The sequence below is a fragment of the Phyllobacterium sp. 1468 genome (assembly GCF_031455525.1).
In the GTDB taxonomy this organism is placed as follows: domain Bacteria; phylum Pseudomonadota; class Alphaproteobacteria; order Rhizobiales; family Rhizobiaceae; genus Phyllobacterium.
The window spans coordinates 81,903-104,464 of the sequence record NZ_JAVDSX010000004.1; the positions used below are offsets into that span (position 1 = coordinate 81,903).

At 57.2% G+C, this 22,562-nt stretch carries 27 protein-coding genes and 1 pseudogene; 27 read left to right on the plus strand and 1 reads right to left on the minus strand.

Annotated elements, in window-relative coordinates:
- The first annotated feature begins 287 nt into the window (after nt 1–287).
- From J2X72_RS12380 to J2X72_RS12505, 26 genes and pseudogenes are all read left to right on the plus strand, one after another.
- Nucleotides 288–638 (plus strand): hypothetical protein, encoded by a 351-nt coding sequence (locus J2X72_RS12380; RefSeq protein ID WP_310072345.1) that lies wholly within the window; start codon nt 288–290, stop codon nt 636–638.
- A gap of 137 nt (nt 639–775) precedes the next feature.
- Nucleotides 776–895, plus strand: a pseudogene (locus tag J2X72_RS12385) (phage major capsid protein); the annotation flags it as partial.
- Between the two features lie 54 nt (nt 896–949).
- Nucleotides 950–1,201, plus strand: coding sequence for a hypothetical protein (locus tag J2X72_RS12390; protein WP_310072346.1), 252 nt, complete (start codon nt 950–952; stop codon nt 1,199–1,201).
- A 120-nt stretch (nt 1,202–1,321) separates the two neighbouring features.
- Nucleotides 1,322–1,909 carry a TY-Chap domain-containing protein gene (locus J2X72_RS12395; RefSeq protein WP_310072348.1) on the plus strand — a complete coding sequence of 196 codons (588 nt, stop codon included), beginning with the start codon at nt 1,322–1,324 and terminating at the stop codon, nt 1,907–1,909.
- Between the two features lie 142 nt (nt 1,910–2,051).
- Nucleotides 2,052–2,621: a head-tail connector protein gene (locus J2X72_RS12400; RefSeq protein WP_310072350.1), complete on the plus strand. Its 570-nt coding sequence runs from the start codon at nt 2,052–2,054 to the stop codon at nt 2,619–2,621.
- Nucleotides 2,618–2,956, plus strand: coding sequence for a phage head closure protein (locus J2X72_RS12405; protein WP_310072352.1), 339 nt, complete (start codon nt 2,618–2,620; stop codon nt 2,954–2,956). The genes J2X72_RS12400 and J2X72_RS12405 overlap by 4 nt, the downstream gene beginning before the upstream one ends.
- Nucleotides 2,953–3,108: a hypothetical protein gene (locus J2X72_RS12410; protein WP_310072354.1), complete on the plus strand. Its 156-nt coding sequence runs from the start codon at nt 2,953–2,955 to the stop codon at nt 3,106–3,108. Before J2X72_RS12405 ends, J2X72_RS12410 begins: the two co-directional genes overlap by 4 nt.
- Nucleotides 3,105–3,515 carry a DUF3168 domain-containing protein gene (locus J2X72_RS12415; RefSeq protein ID WP_310072356.1) on the plus strand — a complete coding sequence of 137 codons (411 nt, stop codon included), beginning with the start codon at nt 3,105–3,107 and terminating at the stop codon, nt 3,513–3,515. Before J2X72_RS12410 ends, J2X72_RS12415 begins: the two co-directional genes overlap by 4 nt.
- 28 nt (nt 3,516–3,543) lie before the next feature.
- Nucleotides 3,544–3,957 carry a phage major tail protein, TP901-1 family gene (locus J2X72_RS12420; RefSeq protein WP_310072358.1) on the plus strand — a complete coding sequence of 138 codons (414 nt, stop codon included), beginning with the start codon at nt 3,544–3,546 and terminating at the stop codon, nt 3,955–3,957.
- The gene (locus tag J2X72_RS12425; protein WP_210001759.1) at nt 3,957–4,295 is read left to right on the plus strand and encodes a GTA-gp10 family protein; all 339 of its coding nucleotides are present in this window, start codon (nt 3,957–3,959) and stop codon (nt 4,293–4,295) included. The genes J2X72_RS12420 and J2X72_RS12425 overlap by 1 nt, the downstream gene beginning before the upstream one ends.
- Nucleotides 4,292–4,498, plus strand: a complete 207-nt coding sequence (locus J2X72_RS12430; protein ID WP_210001761.1) for a rcc01693 family protein — start codon at nt 4,292–4,294, stop codon at nt 4,496–4,498. The genes J2X72_RS12425 and J2X72_RS12430 overlap by 4 nt, the downstream gene beginning before the upstream one ends.
- Nucleotides 4,499–4,506: 8 nt before the next feature.
- Entirely contained in the window at nt 4,507–5,055 is a 549-nt protein-coding gene (locus J2X72_RS12435; protein ID WP_210001763.1) for a phage tail tape measure protein, read from the plus strand.
- A gap of 7 nt (nt 5,056–5,062) precedes the next feature.
- The gene (locus J2X72_RS12440) at nt 5,063–5,695 is read left to right on the plus strand and encodes a DUF2460 domain-containing protein (protein ID WP_310073017.1); all 633 of its coding nucleotides are present in this window, start codon (nt 5,063–5,065) and stop codon (nt 5,693–5,695) included.
- Nucleotides 5,692–6,570: a DUF2163 domain-containing protein gene (locus J2X72_RS12445; RefSeq protein ID WP_310072363.1), complete on the plus strand. Its 879-nt coding sequence runs from the start codon at nt 5,692–5,694 to the stop codon at nt 6,568–6,570. The genes J2X72_RS12440 and J2X72_RS12445 overlap by 4 nt, the downstream gene beginning before the upstream one ends.
- Complete coding sequence (locus J2X72_RS12450) at nt 6,567–7,028, plus strand: NlpC/P60 family protein (RefSeq protein ID WP_310072364.1); 462 nt, start codon at nt 6,567–6,569, stop codon at nt 7,026–7,028. The genes J2X72_RS12445 and J2X72_RS12450 overlap by 4 nt, the downstream gene beginning before the upstream one ends.
- Nucleotides 7,029–7,182: 154 nt before the next feature.
- A complete protein-coding gene (locus tag J2X72_RS12455) occupies nt 7,183–11,025 on the plus strand; it encodes a glycoside hydrolase/phage tail family protein (RefSeq protein WP_310072366.1) in 3,843 nt (1,280 codons plus the stop codon).
- Between the two features lie 139 nt (nt 11,026–11,164).
- The gene (locus J2X72_RS12460) at nt 11,165–11,383 is read left to right on the plus strand and encodes a hypothetical protein (RefSeq protein ID WP_210002502.1); all 219 of its coding nucleotides are present in this window, start codon (nt 11,165–11,167) and stop codon (nt 11,381–11,383) included.
- A gap of 93 nt (nt 11,384–11,476) precedes the next feature.
- A complete protein-coding gene (locus J2X72_RS12465; protein ID WP_210002504.1) occupies nt 11,477–11,728 on the plus strand; it encodes a hypothetical protein in 252 nt (83 codons plus the stop codon).
- A 25-nt stretch (nt 11,729–11,753) separates the two neighbouring features.
- Nucleotides 11,754–12,425, plus strand: a complete 672-nt coding sequence (locus J2X72_RS12470) for a response regulator transcription factor (RefSeq protein ID WP_210001771.1) — start codon at nt 11,754–11,756, stop codon at nt 12,423–12,425.
- Between the two features lie 121 nt (nt 12,426–12,546).
- Nucleotides 12,547–13,848 carry a HAMP domain-containing sensor histidine kinase gene (locus tag J2X72_RS12475; protein WP_210002505.1) on the plus strand — a complete coding sequence of 434 codons (1,302 nt, stop codon included), beginning with the start codon at nt 12,547–12,549 and terminating at the stop codon, nt 13,846–13,848.
- Nucleotides 13,849–13,921: 73 nt separating this feature from the next.
- Entirely contained in the window at nt 13,922–14,359 is a 438-nt protein-coding gene (locus tag J2X72_RS12480; protein WP_210001773.1) for an RT0821/Lpp0805 family surface protein, read from the plus strand.
- A 725-nt stretch (nt 14,360–15,084) separates the two neighbouring features.
- Complete coding sequence (locus tag J2X72_RS12485) at nt 15,085–15,414, plus strand: hypothetical protein (protein ID WP_310072372.1); 330 nt, start codon at nt 15,085–15,087, stop codon at nt 15,412–15,414.
- 118 nt (nt 15,415–15,532) lie between these two features.
- On the plus strand, nt 15,533–16,702 hold the full coding sequence (ccmI, locus tag J2X72_RS12490; RefSeq protein WP_210001780.1) for a c-type cytochrome biogenesis protein CcmI: 1,170 nt from the start codon (nt 15,533–15,535) through the stop codon (nt 16,700–16,702).
- Nucleotides 16,702–17,145 (plus strand): cytochrome c maturation protein CcmE, encoded by a 444-nt coding sequence (ccmE, locus tag J2X72_RS12495; protein WP_210001782.1) that lies wholly within the window; start codon nt 16,702–16,704, stop codon nt 17,143–17,145. Before ccmI ends, ccmE begins: the two co-directional genes overlap by 1 nt.
- The gene (locus J2X72_RS12500) at nt 17,142–19,139 is read left to right on the plus strand and encodes a heme lyase CcmF/NrfE family subunit (protein ID WP_310072375.1); all 1,998 of its coding nucleotides are present in this window, start codon (nt 17,142–17,144) and stop codon (nt 19,137–19,139) included. The genes ccmE and J2X72_RS12500 overlap by 4 nt, the downstream gene beginning before the upstream one ends.
- Complete coding sequence (locus J2X72_RS12505; protein ID WP_310072377.1) at nt 19,136–19,612, plus strand: cytochrome c-type biogenesis protein; 477 nt, start codon at nt 19,136–19,138, stop codon at nt 19,610–19,612. Before J2X72_RS12500 ends, J2X72_RS12505 begins: the two co-directional genes overlap by 4 nt.
- A 44-nt stretch (nt 19,613–19,656) precedes the next feature.
- On the opposite strand, the gene J2X72_RS12510 is transcribed toward J2X72_RS12505, so the two are convergent.
- Nucleotides 19,657–20,550, minus strand: a complete 894-nt coding sequence (locus J2X72_RS12510) for an MBL fold metallo-hydrolase (protein ID WP_310072379.1) — start codon at nt 20,548–20,550, stop codon at nt 19,657–19,659.
- A 382-nt stretch (nt 20,551–20,932) separates the two neighbouring features.
- Between J2X72_RS12510 and J2X72_RS12515 the strand changes: the two genes are divergently transcribed.
- A complete protein-coding gene (locus tag J2X72_RS12515; protein WP_310072380.1) occupies nt 20,933–22,471 on the plus strand; it encodes a Do family serine endopeptidase in 1,539 nt (512 codons plus the stop codon).
- The last annotated feature ends 91 nt before the right edge of the window (nt 22,472–22,562 follow it).

The following is a 22,562-nucleotide window of genomic DNA, read 5'->3' on the forward strand; positions in this document are numbered from 1 at the left end:
GTGTCGTATTGGAATGATAACTGAGGACCGTTCGCAGGTGCGGCCTGGAACAGAACGAGGATGCTCTGCGTATCACTTATTATAACGTGGATGAGAAAACTCTCTCGAAGAATATTAACAAGAGAATAGCCGCTTCGTAGCGGGATCGCCTGCGATTTGAATTCGATCCTCATGGCGATGGCGGTCATCAGCACCTCAATAAGGAGATTTCGGAGGCAATCATGAAGGGACTTGGCTCTAGTAAAAAAAGGTGATCAGCACGGAACTAAACACAACGGGGACTAAAAATGATTGCCAAAAATCATATACTATTTGGAATACAAAACAGAAAAAAGGATGCGCAATTTACTGATAATGGATTAGATGATCTGATAGATGCTGTTTGTAAGATCATGTATAGGAATGCTGGGTATGTTGGCATGAATGTAATGGAGAATCCAAAGGGATTTGTTTACTACATATCGGATGACGCGAGTGTGTTGCTGAAAACAAATATATTTGGGCAAGAAACATTGGAAGAAGAAGAATTCCCTGACTTCGCATATCTTCTCTATCTGTACGATGTAGGCAAACACCCACAATATTTAGCTGCGATTGAAAAGAGACCCGATATATTCATTAAGCTGAGAACCGAATAAAGTTTATTGTTACACCAATAAGGTGGACATCATCCCTGAGACCAATATCGATCGCGATAAGCTTCTATCTCCGAGGTGAACAAGCTTTTTCGATTTTTGGCAACCGGATTCAAGCCTGCTATCACTTGTAATTGGACGTGCGTGTGCTGCGCGATCCTTACTCTGCCAAACCTTACGTGCTGTTTTACACGACCAAACGTGTCGGCGGCGGCGTGCAGGATTTTGATGCGATCGAGCTGTTGAAGTTCGCGGCCTGATCCGTTGGGTAATTACGGTTTGGGGCCAGTAAATTTTAAGGACAGGAAATCAACATGAATGATGCGCTAGAGAAATCTATCAGGCGTATCCTCCTTCAGGAGTGGGATCCAATTGGCATAAAGGATGTTGTTGCAGCTCAGGACCAATATGACGGCTATGTTTCCCAAATTGCAAAAATGGTGTCAGATCACAAAACTGTCGACGATCTTGCACGATATCTGCTGATGACTGAGGATAAGATGGGATTGGATGGAAATCGGGTGCGAGCGGTGCGGGTTGCATCAAACCTGAGGACTCTTATTTGAAGCCCCCGCTTTAGTGAAGTCGAGGACGCTTACACCTATCGTCGAATTGATCCGGATTGGGTGGAAGAATAGATTCCTGGCATGCAGGGGTCAGATCTGCGCGCCGGGTTAATACCAAATATGAACAGGACATTCTTGACTGCACTGGCGTCGATGCGTGCGACTGCGATGGCAGCGGTACTCATCATGGCTGTCGGCAGGGTGGTCGCGCCCGACATGTCTGGCGCGACTGAGTCGACTTCGGCAGACGCGTTCATCGAGGCTTACCGCTGTCCGGTAGTGGCAAGATTGGCGCGTATGCACACAGGTGCTCTCGCGAGGCTACGGCCGCTTGATCGTTATCTTATCATTGATCTGGAAGGGCAGCGCTATGTTCAGTGCCGCTTCGTCGAGAATGACAGCAAGGCGCAGTGCGAGGCGTCGTCGGGATATTACGGTCCGAAGGAGGGTGAACCCGGCTCCTTTCGCATGAGTATGCACGGCTTGCGCGCGCTCGCCGGGCTCGGTTTCTCGACCGATGGGTCAGGCGGGAATTACGGGCTTGTCATCGAGACGCCAGGGCCGCGCGCTTATGCGAAAGTTGCGGAAACCATGCTCGCAGCACTGCAGCTCGGTTACGGGGCGAACATCCATTCCCGAATGGTCGCAAGGTCGGCGCAGGAGCCTGACGAGGAATTGCAAAGTTGCGCCAGTCTGCCGAGTGGGTGATGGCGAAACGTCGACTGGCCGGTTGAACCGGTTTGAACAGGATCGCGAACGCGGGGCGCTACAGAGGGCGCAATGATATTCCGCCGGCATCGGCAAATCAAAAGCTCGGATTTCAACACAGCCTGACATAGGGAATCCAAACATGACCATGACACTGATCAAGCCGCCGGCTGCCGAGCCGGTGACGCTGGCGGAGGTGCGCCAATTTTTACGCCTCGACAGTGATAGCGAAGATGCATTGCTTACTGGCCTTATCAAGGCTGCACGGGAAGCGCTCGAGGTGCAGACGGGCCTAGCACTGATCAACCAGACCTGGCGGTTCTATGCCGATGGCTGGCCGAAAAGCGGTGTCGTCCGGATCACGAAATATCCGGTGCGTTCCGTCGTCGCCGTAACGGCTTACATCGAAGATGGAATGCCGGTTTCGATTGCTGGGCACGACCTCCATCTCAGTGGCTACGCGAGGCCGGCGCGGCTTTACCTTGCGGCGCGCAATCGGCCGGCCCAGCCGCTCGGCGGGCTGGAAATCGATTTCATTGCGGGGTTCGGCCAAACCGGAAACGAGGTTCCCGACGCCTTGCGCCATGCAATTTTGTCCCTGGTTGCGCATTGGTATGAGCTTCGCGGGTTCTATGGCGCTGCGCAACAGCCTGTCTCGTATCCGCCGGCTTTTGAACGGGCGATCGGGCTTTGGCGCAGGGTATCGCTATGATGCCGGCGCTCTTCCTTGATCCGGGCAGTCTGTCCCGCGAGCTTTTGCTGGAGAAATCCATAGTCACTGCCGACGACACGGGCGAACTCATGGAGAACTGGGTCGAGATCGCCAGCGTCTGGGCGCAGATCGAACCGACGGAGCCCGGACTGCGCATCCTCGGCGAGCAAGGACTGCCAGAAGTCACGCACCGCATCACACTGCGGATGCGAAGCGATATCGCCAGCACCATGCGCCTGCGCAAGGGGCTCCGCATTTTTCAAATCCTGACCCTGCACGATCCCGACGATAGCGGGCGCTATCTGGTGTGCCGCGTGCGTGAGGAGCGTCAATGAAGATCACGATGCAGATGACCGTCGCCGACCTGATCCAGACTTTGCGCTGGCAAGCGATCGAACTCGCGGAAGATGCGAATGCCAGATCTGGAAAAGACCAAGCTGCAAATTCGAAGCGTAAGCCCAAGGCTACGAACGAGGCCAAGCCATGACGAGTGCCGGCCTGGAATTGCAAAAGGCACTTCTCGCACTTTTGCGGGCGGATGGCGCGCTGGAAAAATTGATAGAGGGACGGGTCTATGACCGTGTGCCGGAGAAGGCGGTGTTTCCCTACGTGACGCTCGGCGCAGCCAATATCTATGATTGGAGCACAGGGACCGAACGGGGCAGCGAACATCTGTTCACGCTTAACATCTGGAATCGGGCGAGCGGCCGAAAATCGGTATTTACGATCATGAACATCATCGAGCGGTTGTTGGACAAACCGGTACTCACGCTTGTCGGGCACCGGGTGGCCAACCTGGCGTTGCAGTATTCCCAGGCGCGTGCCGAGGACAACCGCGATGGCTATCTCGGTGTCCTGCGCTACCGGGCCGTGACGGAAGAACTCCCCGCCTGACCTCAAATTCAATCTGAAAGGAAATCGCATGAGCGCCCAGAGAGGCAAGGATATTCTGTTGAAGGTTGCCGATGCCAATGGCAGCTATGTGACATGTGCCGGCCTGCGGTCGAAGCGCGTTGCCTTCAACACCGAGACAGTTGATGTGACCGACGCCGATGCGGCCGGTCGCTGGCGCGAGCTTCTGGGGGGCAGTTCGGTCCAGCGCGCATCAATCGGTGGCGGCGGCATATTCAAAGATGCGCAGTCGGACGCGCGGTTCCGGCAAGCTTTTTTCGATGGCGAAATCCCGCTCTGGCAGATTGTATTGCCGGATTTCGGCGCGCTGCAGGGACCGTTTCAGATCACGGCGCTTGAATATAGCGGTGCCTACAACGGGGAGGTCACCTTCGAGATCGCGCTGGAATCCGCGGGTCCCGTTGCGTTCAGGGAGATTGCCTGATGGTGAACCGACATCGCGGCGAAATCAGCGCCGTTCTAGATGGCCGCGAATGGACCCTGTGCCTGACACTGGGCGCTCTTGCGGAATTGGAAGATGCATTCGGCGCGGAAGATTTGGCCGTCCTGTTGAAACGGTTTTCGACGAGCGCGCTCTCGGCGGCCGATATTCTCAAAATCATCGCTGCCGGGCTCCGCGGCGGCGGCAATGAACTGGCGCCGGAAGCAATTGCGCAGATGCGCGCCGATGGCGGAATAACCGGCTTTGCCCGCATCGTTGGCGAGTTGTTGAGCGCCACCTTTGGTGAATCAAATTCGGAGCAAGCCGGATCAAGGCTATGAATATCAACGACGATCATCCCGAGCCATTTCCCTGGGCAGCCATGATGGCGGCGGGGTTCGGCATCTTGCGGCTGTCCTCCGCCGCGTTTTGGGCGATGACACCGCGCGAACTCAATGCTGCCTTCCACAAATCCGGCGCCCGGGTTGCCCCAACACGCACTGCTCTCGAGCAGTTGATGCAAGCATTTCCGGATGAACGATAGGAAAACGTATGCGCGACAACTCCGTAACCACAGTTGAGGTCAAAGGCGATACCAGCGGCATCGACGCAGCCCTCGATGCCTTGCAGAAGAAATCAGAGCTGTTCGGTCGCACTCTGACGAACTCGCTGAAAAGCGCGGCGGTGAGCGGTCATGACCTTGGCGATGTTCTGAAACAACTGGCGATGAGCATAGCCAATATGAGCCTGAGTGCGGGGCTGAAACCGCTGCAGGATCTGGCTTCTGGCCTGTTCTCCGACATGCTGGGCGGACTGACGGGCAAAGCCAAGCCGCATGCGAAAGGCGGGATCGTCGATAGCCCCACCTATTTCAACGCAGGCGGGTCACTTGGCCTGATGGGCGAAGCGGGCACCGAGGCGATCATGCCTCTGGCGCGCGGTGCAGATGGGCGACTTGGCGTCGCCACGCACGGCGGCGGCTCGGCGGTGCACGTTACCTTCAACGTATCGACACCGGACGCTACATCCTTCCGCAAATCCGAGGCTCAGCTTACCGGCATGCTTGCCCGCGCGGCACGCAAGGGCGCCAGAACGTTCTAAGGTGACCATCATGACAGCTTTTCACGATGTCCGGTTTCCAGCGGGCGTTTCCTTCGGCGCGACCGGCGGGCCGGAGTGGCGCAACGAGATCGTCCCGCTGACGTCTGGTTTCGAACAGCGCAATTCGCGTTGGGCGCAATCCCGGCACCACTATGATGCAGGGACCGGTGTCCGCTCACTGGCAGATCTCGATGACGTCATGACTTTCTTCGAAGCACGGAGAGGTTCGCTCCATGCCTTCCGTTTTCGTGATCCGTTCGATCATCTGTCGTGCCGGTCCGGAAAGATGGTTGCACCAGGCGACCAGTTGCTTGGGAATGGCGACGGCACCAATGCTGTTTTCCAGCTGGTTAAACGCTACGGCGACTATGTGCGGCTGATAACCAAGGCACAGGGAGGCAGTGTACGGGTTGCTGTAAACGGTGTCGAAAAGACGGAAGCGCTGGATTTCGTCGTCGAGCTGATTACCGGGAAGGTTATCTTTCAGCCGGGTAGAATACCACCTGCGGGCGCATCCGTGACGGCGGGATTCGGCTTCGACGTACCGGTGCGATTCGATACGGACCGGCTGACGATCAGCATCAAATCATTCAAGGCAGGCGAGATCCCGACCATCCCGATCATCGAGGTAAAGGTATGACCGCAATTCCTCCCGCGCTTGAATCACATCTTGCAGGCGAAGTCACAACACATTGTTTCTGTTGGATCATCCGGCGAAAGGACAGTGTGATACACGGCTTCACGGACCATGATCGGTCGTTACTTGTCAGCGGAGTTGCCTGCGAGCCGCAAACCGGTCTCAGCGCCAGCGAAGCGACCAATTCACTGGGCCTTGGGGTAGACAGCGCGGAGATCGAAGGCGCCCTTTCGTCGGCAAGCATCACTGACAGTGATATCGAGCGAGGGGCCTTCGACGCGGCAATAGTGGAAACGTGGCTCGTCAATTGGGCGTCGCCGGATCAACTCACTCTCCTGCGCAGCGCCCGCATCGGTGCGATTACACGTTCGGGCGGCAAGTTCGTGGCCGAAACGAAAAGCAGCGCGGTCGATCTCGACAAGGTCAGCGGCCGGCGAATCACGCGCCTCTGCGACGCCCAGCTCGGCGACAACCGTTGCGGCCATGCGGGCGGGGCTCAGACGGGAATGGCCGTGACCATCATATCGGATCGGGAGATCGTTGTTTCCGGGCATCAACCTCCAAACGCCGACTGGTTCGATAATGGTACGTTGACCTGGACATCCGGGGCTAATGCCGGACGAGCCAATGTCGTTCTTAACCATGCTCCCTTTGGCAACGCCATTCGGCTCAGCCTGCGCGACGCGCAGATACCCGATGTCAAGGCCGGGGATCAGTTCTCCTTGTTGCCGGGCTGCGACAAGAGCTTCGCGCAATGCCAGGCGAAGTTCGCCAATAGCGTCAATTTTCGCGGGTTTCCGCATCTGCCTGGCAATGACGCCGCCTATAATTATGCCGATGGCAAGGGCAATTTCGATGGAAAGCCACTGGTGCCATGAGCATTGCAGAGGAAGTTCTATCCGAGGCGTGGCGCTGGATCGGCACGCCCTACCGGCACGGCGGGTCGAGATGCACGGTTGGTTGCGATTGCCTCGGACTGGTGCGCGGCATCTGGCGGGCACTCTACGGGCAAGAACCGCAGTTGGTTCCCGTGTATTCCATGGATTGGGCTGAGTCGAGCACAGCCGATCCACTGCTCGATGCCGCACGTCTGCACATGACGGAAAAAACGGTCAACGGGGCCGAACCCGGCGACCTGCTGGTGTTTCGCTGGCGCGATGGCGTAGCTGCCAAACATCTCGGCATCCTCGCCGACCAGGGGCGCTTCATTCACGCCTATGAGGGTCACAGCGTTGTGGGCTCGGCTTTGGTCCCGCAATGGCGCAAGCGGATAGCTGGCGTGTTCGCGTTTCCGGATCGCAATGCTGCTGTGCGTCGTTCGACAAGCTCACCATGAGGGAGGTGGTTTGATCGCAATGACAATAGCTAACGTTGTGGATTTGGCTCCCCTACAACCAATCTTCACCCCTTATGGTGAGCTTGTCGAACCACGCACGGCGGCAATGTAAAATCCAGTATTAATTCAGTAATTCCAGAAAGAATTCAATTGCATGGCAACACTTGTTCTAACGGCTGCAGCAACTTGGGCTTTCGGAACAACCGGGGTAGCTGCGGCGATTGGCTCGGCCGTTGCTTCGGTTGGCGGCTACCTCATCGACCGGGCGCTTTTCGGGCAGACGATCGAAGGTCCGCGCATGTCCTCAATGCGGCCGATGTCCGCCGAGGAGGGCGCGGCGCTCCCGCGCGTGTACGGTGCCGTTCGGTTGGGCGGCACGCTCATCTGGGCAACCCGCTTCGAGGAAGTGAAAACCACCTCGCGTCAAGGTGGCAAAGGCGGGCCAAAAGTCAGCGAATATAATTACTTTGCCAATTTTGCCATTGCTATCGCTGAAGGGCCGATCAGCATGATCCGCCGCATCTGGGTGGATGGAAAGGAGCTCGACCAGACCCGCTGCACGATCCGTGTTTATGGGGGAGCAAGCAGCCAGCCCGTCGACCCGCTGATCGAAGCGAAACAGGGACAAGGCAAAGCACCGGCCTATCGCAATACGGCCTATGTCGTGTTCGATCGATTCCCGCTGGACGACTATGGCAATCGCATTCCGCAGTTCCAGTTCGAGGCAGTGCGAGCGGTGGGAAGCGTCGCGAGTAATCTGAAAGCGGTGGCCCTGGTTCCGGGTGCAACGGAGTTTGGACTTTCCCCGCAACTGGTTACCAGTGAGCCATCCAAGGGTAAGACAAAGAGCCTGAACCGCAATTGCCTGCGTGCTGCTACCGATTGGCAGGCCTCAATGAATGAACTGCAGCACCTTAGTCCTTCGCTAAAACATATCGCCATTGTGGTGCCCTGGTTCGGCGCAGATTTGCGTGCAGCCAACTGCGCGATCAAGCCCGGCGTCATGGACAAGTCCGGATACAAGGAAAGCAGCACCTGGAGGGCAGGCGGGGTCTCGCGGTCACAGGCTCATCTTATTTCACGGGCTGGCACCGGCGCGGCCTATGGTGGGACGCCTTCCGATCAAAGCGTTATCGATGCTATTCGCGATGCCAAGGCGCGAAACCTGAATGTCACCCTTTACCCTTTCGTGATGATGGACATCCGAGCGGACAATAATTTGCCCGATCCATATGGAGGACCGCGGCAAGGTGCTTATCCATGGCGCGGGCGTATTACGTGTCACCCCGCGCCGTACCAACCGGGCAGCCCTGATAAGTCCGAAGCCGCCGCCGCCCAGATCAAAACATTTCTTGGCAGCGTGAAAGCCAGCGATTTCCTGATCAAAAACAACGTCGTCAGCTATCGAGGGAACAAGGACGACTGGGGGTATCGCAGGCTGGTGCTGCATCTGGCGCATTTGGCTGTATGTGCGGGAGGGGTAGAGGCCTTCATAATCGGGTCCGAACTGTGCGGCCTCACGACAATCAGAGACCAGTCCAACGGCTTTCCCTTCGTCAACGCCCTCTGCGATCTAGCGGGTGAAGTGCGCGGCATTCTCGGCAATGATTGCAGACTAACCTATGGTGCCGATTGGACGGAATATTACGGCCACCATCCGCAAGACGGATCGGGCGACGTGTTTTTCCATCTCGATCCGCTGTGGGCGCATGCTGCCATCAACGCGGTCGGCATCGACAATTACATGCCGCTCAGCGACTGGCGCGACGAGGATTACAGTGTTCCAAATCCCGACGGTTTGACCTCGCCCTATGATCTGGACGGTTTGCAACGTCAGATCGCCTCGGGCGAAGGGTTCGACTGGTACTATAAATCGGCCGACGATCGAGCATCGCGAACGCGCACACCCATCACGGATGGTGCGGGGAAACCCTGGGTCTATCGCTACAAGGATTTAAGTTCCTGGTGGAACAACAAGCACTATAACCGGCTGGGAGGTGTCGAGAGCGCGGAACAGACAGCGTGGCAACCGCAGGGAAAACCATTGTGGCTGACGGAATTGGGCTGCCCCGCCGCCGACAAGGGCCCCAATCAACCCAATGTCTTTCCGGACATGAAATCGTCCGAGGGCGCATATCCCTACTTTTCCGACCATGGCCGTAGCGATCTTGCGCAAAACCGCTTCTTGCGGGCGCATTTCAATCACTGGAACAGTGGTAACAACCGCGCCATGATCGATCCGGATCGCCTGTATGTCTGGGCCTGGGATACGCGGCCTTATCCGGAATTTCCGCTGAACAGGTCGCTCTGGTCGGATGGAGACAACTGGACGACGGGACACTGGCTCAACGGGCGGATCTCCGGCGTCGCGCTCGACGAATTGCTGGCTGCGATCCTCGCCGATTTCGGTACAGCCAATATTGACGTCGGCGGAGTGGATGGTTTCGTCAGCGGTTACGTCATTGAAGAGCCGACCAGCGTGCGAGCCGCTATCGAGCCGCTGCTTGCTCTTTTCGATGTCGATAGTTTCGAGAGCGGCAACAGCCTGATTTTCCGGAGCACGGCTCGTATGGATGCCACAGCCCCGCTCATCGACGAGTTTGTGGAACAGGAGGAGGGAGGGCCGGTTACCTGGCGGATGCAGGAACTTACCGATCAGCCGTCGCGTATCGAAATAGCCTATCGCGACCCGATGCTCGACTACCAGGCAGCGATGAGTTTTGCCGAGCGCCTCGACGGCAAGGGCACTGAAAACATCGGACTGCCGGGCATGATCGATACGGCGCAGGCGAAATCGCTGGCTGAGGAGGCGTTGCAGACATGCCGGGCAGCGCGGCGAACCGCATCGTTTGAAGTGCCCTGGAAGCAGGCTGCCCTGAAGCCGGGTGATCGGGTGAGGGTTGCTGGCAACACCTCGGCTCCGGATTTTGTCGTGACCTCCATCGAAGACGGAGCGACACGCCGGGTCGAGGCCAGAGCCTTGCCGCAACATGTCCGCTACCCCGTTCGCGGTGCGCTGCCGGTACCCGCCGATGGCAGGAAATCCGTAGTTCGCGGCAGGCCATATTTCGAGCTCCTGGACTTGCCGATGTGGCCGGGTGTGGAAAGGCCCCCAGACCAGTTTCGCATCGCGGCTTTCGCCGAGCCCTGGGGCGGGGCGAGTGTTTACGCTTCACCCGAAGCAGTTGATTTCAAGCAACGAACTGTAATTGCCGACCGCGCGGTGATGGGGGAACTGATTGCGCCGCTGGCGGGTGGAGCGAGCGGCCGGTTGCTGAACGGACAGGCGCTCGACGTGCAGCTCTATCACGGTGAACTGCGTTCAACGTCCATGGCGCAGATATTCGGCGGCGCAAACACTGCGCTGGTGGCTAGTTCCGACGGCAATTGGGAGGTGCTGCAGTTTATCAATGCAGAGGAAATACAAAGCGATCTGTGGCGATTGAGCGGGCTCTTGCGCGGCCAGTGCGGTACCGAGAACGAGGCCATGCAGCCAAGATCTGCGGGTACACCATTCATCTTGATGACGGATGCCGTTGCCCCGGCTGGATTGAAATCGGAGGAGACAGGCCTTGGACTTTCCTGGCGCATTGGCGCATCCGGAGAAGATTTCACCGATCAATTCTTCAGCACCGTTGAACGAACGGGCGGGTTGCGCGCTGTGCAGCCGCTCGAACCTGTGCAAATCCGGTCGCGCACGGGGGCAAATGGTGATGTCCACATCAGTTGGATAAGGCGTGGGCGGATTGATGCGGACAGCTGGCTCGCGCCGGATATTCCGCTTGGCGAGGAGCGTGAGGCCTACCGCGTCGAAATAAGAAAGGATGAAAAACTGGTTCGATCCGTTGATGTGGAAGGGCCAAACTGGACGTACCGTTTCTCTGAACGACAATCCGATCTTGGCACCCTGACAGCCGAAATCGACTTCGGCGTTGCGATGATTTCAGCCAGGGTCGGACCGGGACGGGCTGCCCGCCGCAAACTGCACTTTAATTGATTTCAAGGGTCTCTTGAGATTCCCGCCATGGCGGTATGCAAATCGCGTTTCTCTGCACTCGGGTGCTCAAAACCATCATTTGCGATCGCCTTGCAAAGAATCAGACCCCGTTCAACCCATTTGAAAAAAGGAATTTATGATGAACACTGAAAAAGCGTGGTATCTGTCGAAAACCGTATGGGCGTCGATCGTGACGATCTTGCTTTCCTGTTCAAGCTTCTTCCACATTTCCACCGATGGCATCGACCAAGGAGCGATCACCGATACTATTGTGCAGTTTCTGACCGCCTTGAGCGGGATTGTTGCGCTTTTTGGTCGGGTCAGCGCCACTGCGCTCATAACACGTAAAGAAATATAGTGTTAAAAGGCGTGAACTTGTGGCAATCCTGACAGTCAGATTACCAAACGTTCATGCATCGTTCAGACAGCAACCGATAATAATGACGCCATGATGAAACACCTCTTTATCTCCCTGCCCCTTGCGGGCCTGATCTCGGTCGCTGGCGCCTTCAATGCCGGCAGCGCCTTTGCCGCAGACTGCTCGTCCGTTGGGCAACGGGTGGCCGATTCGCAAGGTGGTACCCTTGCGCGTGCCACATCGGTTGTGCAGAACGGCAAGGAAGTCTGCGTCGTGGTGGTTCTGATCCCCGGCAAGGATGGTGAACGTCCGCGCCGTGTGGAAGTCGCCGTACCAGCAAGCTGATCCGCGCCGGCAAGGGAAATCCTGCATGAGAATACTCGTCGTCGAAGATGACCGTGATCTTAATCGCCAGCTCGTCGAAGCATTGACCGATGCTGGCTATGTCGTCGACAAGGCTTCCGATGGCGAGGAGGGTCACTTTCTTGGCGACACCGAGCCCTATGACGCTGTGGTCCTCGATATTGGCCTGCCGCAAATCGACGGACTGACCATACTTGAAAAATGGCGCAGGGACGGGCGGGTCATGCCCGTACTTCTGCTCACTGCACGTGACCGCTGGAGCGACAAGGTTGCCGGTATCGACGCGGGTGCCGACGACTATGTCGCCAAGCCGTTCCATATCGAGGAAGTTCTGGCGCGTTTGCGGGCCTTGATCCGCCGCGCTGCGGGTCATGCGTCGTCGGAAATCACTTGTGGTCCATTACGGCTCGACACCAAGACCTCCAAGGCGACCGTCAATGGGACTACACTGAAACTTACGTCGCACGAGTTTCGGTTATTGTCCTATCTCATGCATCACATGGACGAGGTGGTGTCCCGCACCGAGCTGGTCGAGCACCTGTATGATCAGGATTTCGATCGGGATTCCAATACGATAGAAGTGTTTGTGGGACGCCTGCGCAAGAAAATGGGAATGGATCTCATTGAGACCATCCGAGGAATGGGATACAGGATCAAATCGCAAGACAGCAAGTCATAGGCACCCTCCTGAACGCCATTAAAAGGCAGGACAACGTGTGACAATCCCGCTGACCAGCTATCTTCCCAGCCTGCGTTCCCTGTCGTTGCGCGTCATCATGCTCTCGACGCTATGGACCATCATCTCCTTCGTTGCCATTGCCACCATCATTTCAACGATCTATGGCGAGTCGCGTCTGCAGAGCTTCAAGCAGCTGCTTTCCGCCCATCTCTTCAGCGTGATCGCGTCGGTCAGCGTCAATGACGGCACGCTTGCCGGTCGTCCAGACCCGGGTGAGGTGCGCTATTCGAGCCCGCTTTCAGGCTGGTATTGGTCTGTCGAACCCGTGGCCGACAATCTGAAGGGTTCGCTCAAATCCGTCTCGCTGGGTGACAGGGAGATCGACTCGCCCTCGACACTCAATGTTCCCTTCGATACGTCCTTTCAACGCTCCTACGTAGAACCAGGTCCCAACGGCCAGCAGCTTTCCGTCGTCGAAACTGAAGTTGTTCTCGACGCGGAAAACCGCGTTGCACGGTTCAGGGTCATGGGAAATCTGAGCGAGGTCGAAGGCGAAATCGCCCATTTCCGCAACACCCTCTATTTCTATCTCGGTATATTTGCTCTGGGCGGCACGCTGATCAACGCGGCCGTGATCCTGTTCGGTCTGCGGCCGCTCGATCGTGTTCGCCGTTCCCTCGCCGATATCCGCGAAGGCAAGGTTTCGCGGCTGGATGAACGTCTGCCCGACGAGATCGCGCCGCTCGCGCGTGAAATGAACGCGCTGATCGATAATAATCGCCGCATCATGGAGCGATCGCGCACTCAGGTCGGCAATCTGGCGCATTCGCTCAAAACGCCGCTCTCCGTCCTCGTCAATGAAAGCCGGACGATCGGCGGGAGCGAAGGGCGCATTGTCGCCGAGCAGAGTGAGGCGATGCAGGTCCAGGTGCAACACTACCTCCAGCGCGCGCGCATAGCCGCACAGCGCGACAGTGTGGTATTTCGCGCGCCGGTCACCCCGATCCTCACCCGCCTGGTACGGGTCACCGCCAAACTCAATCCCTCAATGGATGTTCAGTTCAACAACTATATGGATGATGCGATTTTTGCGGGTGAGCAGGAAGATCTCGAAGAAGTCGTCGGCAACCTTCTGGAAAATGCAGGAAAATGGGGGCGCAGTGTCATCAGGCTTACGCTCGCGAAGGTAGATAGCGGGCTTGAGATCAGCGTCGAGGACGATGGAGCTGGTCTTGCGCCGAGGCAGATCAAGGACGCGCTGACACGCGGCAAGCGACTGGATGAGAGCAAGCCGGGGACCGGCCTTGGTCTCTCGATCGTCAACGACACGGTCCGGGAATATGGCGGTACGCTGCGGCTGGAGCGGAGCCCTGAGCTCGGTGGTCTGGCTGCGCGGCTGACACTTCCAGTTGCGGCAACCTGAATCGAGCTTGCAAGCGAGCGACTAATCAGGCCATAAAAGGCCACTTTAAAGGACACCCTAAAACGGACCGATGATGAAATTCCATATAGTCATTTCCCTGCTTGCCGTCGTTGTTTTAGCCGGATGTTCCACGACGTCGGCGCCCAAGAGCAATGGCGGGAGCACGCTAAGCAAACTGACAGGTGGCTCGAAACAATCCGCCACAACTGGGGTCCTTGCGGCGCTCGGCAACGGCTTGATCGGAAACAATCCATCTCTGGACGCGTCGGATCGCAAGCGTGCCTTGCAAGCCGAATACCAGGCGCTCGAGTATTCTCCTGCCGGCAAGACGGTCGAATGGAAAAACAGCAGCGGCAACCACTCCGGTGAAGTCGTTGCGGCGCAGCCTTATCAGGTTGGCTCGCAAAACTGCCGGCAATACACGCATACGGTGCGGATAGACGGTACACCGCAATCGGCTCGAGGCACTGCTTGCAGGAACGAGGATGGCAGCTGGACACCGCTGACCTAAGGTCTGGACGCCCCTAGGGCACGGACCCATTAATCTGGTCGAAATGGCAGGAGGCCATTTGATCGGCGGACGGCGCATTCAAACGACGCCGCAGGAAGAGACACGTATCCAACTCTCAGCGATGAATGCCGAGGCGGCGGTGCGCCGGTACAAGAGCGCGATCCAAACTGGAAGCCACGACCCGGCCTCTATGACAGCGCCGAAGGTGAAATCCGTAACAATGAGCGTATGACTCGCGAAGCGGAATACCGGATGATGGAGCCCGGGCGCGGTGCACAACCGGTTTATGAATGGACACCCTATGGCTTTCGCACTGCGCAAAACTATTCGGGATTCCGTCAAAGTATAAGAGACGCCTTCGCGATGCCGGGTATAAGGATGTGCATGTTTTTATGCGCGGCAGTGCCGTGACAGGTCGAACCTTCAAACAGAACTCACCTTTCGATGGCGCCGATCGCAGTGACTACGACCTCGCACTGGTCAGTCCGTCCATGTGGCGGAGATTGAACGACTTGGGGGCGCCAATGCGGAGCGGTCGAACACGTACAGAAGAACTGGACGATGATTTTGCAAATGGGCTCGGCATTGGTAGCCTGCAGCGTTCCTTACGTGCACTGACAGGTCGAAAGGTGTCGTTCATGATCTATCGCTCAGAGCTGGATATCGCAAATCGACCGGGGGAATATGCACGAATAGAGCTAATACTTGAATGATAGGAAATATCAATGAGAACAGATATACTATTTGGTATTTATTCGGAAGATATGGAAGAGATAAAAGAGTTATTGGAAGATATTCTTGGCAGAGAGCTTGAGGCCCGCGAGAGTCTTCAGAAGGGTGAGTACTACTGCCTTGGTGTGTTTGAGGATTTTCTGTATTTGCAGGATAACGAAAATATCGAAGACGGGGAGACGGTTGAAGATGAATTCCCGGAATATCCTCTCATTCTCTATATAAATGACGCAGATGAGTATCCGCATTATCTTTCTGCGATTGAAAAGCGGTCCGATATTTTTGTGAAATTGCGAACTGAACAATGGGATCCCCAAGGTTGATCCTTTGTGTTTGGGAGGGAAGTGACGGAGCTATGAACGCCGCCAACCTTTGCGGCGAATTGCCCTATCAATTTAAATCCATTTGGATTTTACGCGGGGGTGGGGGTATGTCTCAGCCATGGTTTTCTGGATTTCCGCTGCTGTTCTGACCGTAGTTGCGACGTTGCTTGTGCTTTGGCCATTGACGCGACGCGTTCAATCGCCCGTGTCGGACAATCAATATGATGTCGAGGTCTATCGCGATCAGCTGCGCGAACTTGACGCCGATGAAAAGCGCGGACTGATCGATCCTGTCAGCAGCGAACAGGCACGCGCCGAAATCGGCCGGCGTCTTCTCAAATCGGCGAAGGCCGTGGAGGACGACAAGGCGATTGTCCGGCCAGCGAAAAGCGCGACGCGCGAATGGCTCACACTGGCAACTGTTCTTGCCATCCCGTTGATTTCATGGGGTATCTACACCAAGCTCGGCTCTCCGGATCTGCCAGCCCAGCCACTGGCGGAACGGCTTGCGAAGCCGGCGGATCAGAGTACGCCAGCCGAATTGATTGCACGCGCTGAAGCGCATCTTGCGCTCAATCCCGATGACGGGCAGGGCTGGGAAGTGTTGGCGCCCATCTATTTGCGCATGGGACGCCCCGGGGATGCTGTCGCCGCGTATCAAAACTCGATAAGGTTGAATGGTGACAGTGCGGGCCGGCAACTTGGCCTGGGTCAAGCCTTGACTGCAGAGACTGGTGGTACGGTTACGCCCCGCGCAGAGGAAGCCTTCAAGCGCGCAATGGCGCTTGACCCAAAGGACATGCGCCCGCAATTTTACATCATCGATGGCTGGATGCAGCAGGGGCGCCTTCCAGAGGCGCGAGACCTGATCCGCAAGTTGTTGACGGAAGCGCCCGCGGATGTTCCATGGCGCGATCAGGCTCAGGCCGCCTTGACAAGGCTCGATCATGAAATTGCCGGTGATGCGCCGGACGTCAGCGATGTCGAGAAAACCGGTCCCGACGCCTCGCAGGTCGAGGCTGCCGCCGGCATGAACAACCAGGACCGCGCTGCGATGATCGAAGGCATGGTTGCGAACCTTGCCGAAAAATTGAAACAATCGCCTGATGATATCGAAGGCTGGGAGCGGCTCGTCCGATCCTATGTGGTTCTCAATCGGCCCAATGATGCGTTGGAAGCGCTGGGCCGGGCGAGAAAAGTGCTCGGTGCAGACAAGCTTGCGCGGCTCGATGCGGTGGCCAATGAGCTTGGCCTTGCGGACGAACCGGATAAACCGGAGAACAATTGATGACGCGCAAACAGAAGCGGCTTTCGGTGATCGGGGGTGGGCTGTTCGTCCTGGCCGTCGCAGCGGCACTGGTGCTATTCGCGCTGCAGCAGAAGATCGCATTCTTTCGCATGCCGTCCGACATTCAGACGTCCGATGTCGAATCGGAGTCGCGCTTCCGCCTTGGCGGGCTGGTCGAAAAGGGCAGCGTCGTACGCGGCGATGGCACGAGGATCAGTTTTTCCGTCACCGATCATGTCAAAAGCGTTCCCGTAACCTATGATGGGATTTTGCCGGATCTTTTCCGTGAAGATCAGGGCGTCGTCATCGAAGGCAGGTTTATGCCTGGCGGCGCGTTTGTGGCCGACAGTGTGCTCGCCAAGCACGATGAGAACTATATGCCGAAGGAAGTTGCCGATAGTCTAAAAGCCAAGGGCGTCTGGCAGGGAGGGAGCAAGCAGTGACCGTCGAACTTGGACATTTCACCCTGGTGCTGGCCTTGGCGCTTTCGATGATACAGGCTGTGCTGCCGGTGCTTGGCGCACGCCGCAATGACGACCGCATGATGGCTGTTGCGGTACCGGCTTCGTTTACCGTGTTCGCCCTGATTGCGCTGTCTTTTGTGGCACTGACCTCCGCGCACGTCCTCTCCGACTTTTCGGTACAAAACGTCTTTGAAAACTCACACTCGCAGAAGCCGCTGCTCTATAAATTCACAGGTGTATGGGGTAATCACGAAGGCTCGATGCTGCTTTGGGTGTTGATCCTCAGCTTCTTCACTGCGCTCGTCGCCTTCTTCGGCAATAACCTGCCGCCCGCGCTGAAAGCCAACGTCCTTGGCGTGCAGGCCTGGATCGGCAGCGCTTTTCTGCTGTTCATCATCGGCACCTCCAATCCGTTCGCACGGCTCAATCCGGCGCCCATTGAAGGTCAGGACTTGAACCCCATCCTCCAGGATATCGGCCTCGCTATACACCCGCCCATGCTCTATCTCGGTTACGTCGGCTTCTCGGTCTGCTTCTCGTTTGCGGTTGCAGCTCTCATAGACGGCCGCATCGATGCGGCGTGGGCACGCTGGGTACGTCCCTGGACACTGACCGCCTGGATATTCCTGACCGGCGGTATCGCCATGGGTTCCTATTGGGCTTACTACGAACTCGGCTGGGGTGGATGGTGGTTCTGGGATCCGGTCGAAAACGCGTCGTTCATGCCTTGGCTGGCAGGTACGGCGTTGTTGCATTCTGCGCTGGTCATGGAAAAGCGATCGGCACTGAAAATCTGGACCGTTCTCCTTGCTATTCTGACTTTTTCCCTGTCGCTGCTTGGTACATTCCTCGTTCGCTCGGGCGTGCTGACGTCAGTCCATACATTCGCCACCGATCCGGGCCGTGGCCTATTCATCCTGGCGATCCTCGTCCTGTTCATTGGCGGTTCACTGGCGCTCTTTGCCTGGCGGGCGCAGACGCTAGCGCCCGGTGGGCTGTTTCAGCCGATTTCGCGCGAGGGCGCACTGGTCTTCAACAACCTGTTTCTGACCACCGCCGCCGCTACCGTACTGATCGGCACGCTCTATCCTCTGCTGCTGGAATCGCTGACCGGCGAGAAGATCTCCGTCGGCGCACCGTTCTTTAATCTGACATTTGGTCCCTTGATGATCCCGCTGCTTGCAGCCGTTCCATTCGGACCGCTGCTGGCGTGGAAGCGCGGCGATATCCTCGCCGTAGCGCAGCGGTTGATGACGGCGTTTTTCGTGGCGCTGCTTGCCGTCGCCGTCGTGCTCTACAAGACCTCGGCTTCCGGAGTACTCGCCGCCTTTGGAATCGGCCTTGCCGTTTGGCTGATGCTCGGCGCATTAACCGATCTGTCGCTCAAGGCCGGGATCGGCAAGACCTCACTTCGAGGGATGGCACAGCGTATCATGGGCCTGCCGCGCTCGGTGTTTGGCACCACCTTTGCACATTTCGGCCTTGGCATCACGCTTCTCGGCATTGTTGCCACGACAACCTTTGCAACCGAAAGCGTATTGGTGATGAAGCCGGGCGACGGCATTCGGGCTGGTGGATATACGCTGCGGTTTGATCGCGTCGATTCTGTCAAAGGTTCGAACTACACCGAGGATCAAGGCAAGTTCACGATCCTGAATGACGAGGGGCAGCCGGTGACCGATCTTGTCTCGGCCAAGCGTTTCTTCCCCGTTCGCAAGATGCAGACGACCGAGGCGGGCATCAAGACATTCATGTTCAGCCAACTTTATGTTTCGCTCGGCGATGCGGCCAAGGATGGCGGCATCGTGGTCAGGATCTGGTGGAAGCCGCTGGTGACGCTGATCTGGCTTGGCGGCGTGGTGATGATGATTGGCGGCGGCATGTCACTGCTCGACCGGCGTCTGCGCGTCGGGGCACCTGCCAAGTCAAAATTAGGTAGGGCTAAGCCGCGACCGGCGCGAGCCATGCCATGAGACCGCTGTTCGCAGCTCTCGCGCTCGGCCTGACACTTTGCCTTGCCGCGACCGGCGCGCAAGCCCTGTCGCCCGACGAAATGCTGTCCAATCCCGTGCTCGAAAAGCGCGCACGTACCATCTCCGCGGAATTGCGCTGCATGGTGTGCCAGAACGAATCCATCGACGACTCCAATGCCGATCTCGCTCGTGACCTGCGCGTTCTGGTTCGCGAAAGGCTGGTGGCCGGCGATACGGACGAGCAGGTCATTGAGTTCCTTGTCGCGCGCTACGGCGAGTTCGTCCTGCTCAGGCCGCGCTTGCAATTGAGCACGCTGTTGCTTTGGGGTTTCCCGGTCGTCGTTCTGCTTGCTGGCGGCGTTGCGATCATCTTGTCGATCCGGCGGCGCCGCGCGACTTCTGTGGAAACGACGCCGCTTTCAGAGAGTGAGAAAAAGCAGCTGAAGAAGCTATTCGTTGCCCCTGGCGATTGACGCTTGCCATTCGCGGGAAACATGTGTGTCAGTGTGGTGTGAGGTCAGGCTTCCTGACGGCCCTTCAAGACGACATCTATATTGCGCGCGTGAACGGATTCGTAGGGCGCGTAGTAGCTGATCGCACCCGAGGCGAAATCCTCTGCAACGAAGGTTCGGAGGTCTTGTTCCGACAGTTCCGGTTCGTGGGGCAGGCGTAATAGCTTGGACACATAATTGCGCGTTGCCGCGATTAATTCCGGTCCGTAACCGCCCTCAACGATCATGTCCTCCGCGCCATGATTCGGCAGGATTCTCTCGATACCCCACGCCGCCATGCGCTCCAGGTCGCGCAAATGATGTTCCAGCCGTTTCGGTTCGGCGACGTAAGTAATCGGCTCTTCGAGCGCATCGCCCGCCAACATCAGCTTGAGCTGCGGCAGGATCAGCATCGTCCCGTCATGACTGTGAATGTCGACGTGACGCAGTTCCACTTCGACGTCGCCCACCTTCAAGCTCAGTTCCGTCTCAAATGTGCTGTTCGGCATGATGAGCGGTCTGATTGGTGGGTTGTCGTTCTCCAGTCGTTCACGATTGCTGTGCATTGCTTGCGCGGTCAGCGTATTAGCGATGATCTCGCAGTCGGCAAAGACTTCATTCCCGGCTACGTGATCCACGTGCCAGTGGCTGAGCACAACCTTGATATGATTGACACCAAGCTTCTTCTCGAGCGTTTCGCGGATAATCCTCGCATGGGCCAGCGAAATGCTGGTATCGTACACGAGAGCTTCCCCGCCAGATATGATCGCATAGGAGCAAACGCCCAGCGAATAGGCGCCATCGTCAAGCCAGTTCGGTTTGTCCGAGTAAGCCCGCATGCCTTCAATCCGGCCATCATAGAAGGCGACAACCCCCGGATAGGGCTGGTAAATGCGCATAGTCGATCCGAGCAGCGGCATGATGATCAAACTCCAAACGACGACAATGACGAATCGAACTTTTCGGGGACAGTCGAAGGGTTCAACCTACATTATAATATAGGCGTCCGCCCTAGATTTTGCAGATCAATGGCATCCCATATAATTCGCGGGCAATTCGGCCTACAGTCAACGCGGCATCGGCAACGCAATCCAAACGTGGCAAATGACCAATGTGGCTGCTGGCCAGCTCAATGCGCTGATTGACGCTTGCCGCAATAAAATGATCGAGTGAAGCCGCCCCGGCTTCGGCAGAACCTTACAAATTTGTCATAATGCGGAAATAGCGACGTAACCTTCCTATCTGTATCACTGGTATTACAAGACGATCCAAGATCGATCAGATGTCCAAGGAGATACATTCATGCCGAACATTCGTAAGTCCTCTGTTTACCGCACCGGCATTGCCGCCGCCCTGTTGTCCTCGGCTCTCGTCGGGGGCCTTCTGGCGACCGGACCGCTTAGCGCCATTGTCCCGGCGCAGGCCGAGGCTGTGCGTGTCGATGCTCCCCAGCAGCCCGGCTTCGCTGATGTTGTCGAAAAGGTCAGCCCCGCCGTCGTCAGCGTTCGGGTCAAGAGCGCCATTCATGACACGGCCGATGATGGCACCGGTTTCCCCGGGATGGACCAGCTCCCCGATGACAATCCCATGAAGCGTTTCTTCTTTGAGTTTGGCCAGGGCCAGCAGGGTCAGCAGGGCAAACGCGGCATGGAACGCAAGTCGCAGCGCGACCAGAACCGTCCCGACCGCGTTCGCCCGACTGCACAGGGTTCTGGCTTCTTCATCTCTGAAGATGGCTATCTCGTCACCAACAATCACGTCGTTGAAGATGGCTCGGCATATACTGTCGTCCTCAATGACGGCACGGAACTCGATGCCAAGCTCATTGGTAAGGACAAGCGCACCGATCTTGCCGTTCTCAAAGTCGACGACAAACGCAAATTCACCTATGTAACCTTCGGTGACGACAACCAGATCCGCGTCGGACAGTGGGTGGTTGCTGTTGGTAATCCGTTCGGCCTTGGCGGCACGGTGACAGCTGGTATCGTCTCGGCCCGCGGCCGCGATATCGGTGCAGGTCCCTATGATGACTTCCTGCAGATCGACGCTGCCGTCAACCGCGGCAATTCCGGCGGTCCAGCCTTCAATCTGAACGGTGAAGTTGTGGGCATCAATACGGCGATCTTTTCGCCTTCGGGAGGCAGTGTTGGTATTGCGTTTGCCATCCCGGCGACGACCGCCAAGAATGTTGTCGATCAGCTGATCAAGACCGGCTCGGTTTCGCGTGGCTGGATCGGTGTCCAGATACAGCCCGTCAGCAAGGAAATCGCTGAATCACTAGGCCTTTCTGAAGAAAAAGGAGCACTTGTTGCCGAGCCTCAGGCCGATGGTCCTGCAGCTAAAGCCGGTGTCACTGCCGGTGATGTGATCACCGCCGTCAATGGTGACAAGGTCGCCGATCCGCGCGATCTTGCCAAGAAGATTGCGGCAATCAGCGCCGGCAAGGATGCTGAGCTCACAGTCTGGCGCAAGGGCGAGGCCAAGTCGATCAATGTTGCAATCAAGCCTTACCCGCAGGATGACCAGCAGGCCAGTGCCGCTCCGCAGCAGGAGGAACAGGCGAAGCCGTCGGCTCTCGACGACTACGGTCTGACAGTCATGCCATCCGATGATGGCAAGGGCGTTGTAGTGACCGATATCGACCGCCAGGGCGATGCTGCCGACAAGGGTATCACAACGGGCGATATCATTGTCTCGGTCAACAACAAGCCGGTGAAGACTGGTGCGGAAATTGAAACCGCGATTGCAGATGCATCGAAGACCGGACGTAAGGCCGTTCTTCTGCAGGTGCAGACCAATGACCAGTCGCGTTTCGTGGCTCTGCCTATCAACCAGGGTTGATCCACACATAAGGGTTGCGGCGGCGCTGCATACCCACCCCGTCAGCGCCAAAGCACAATAGGGCGGCAGATCCTTCGATAACTCTGCCGCC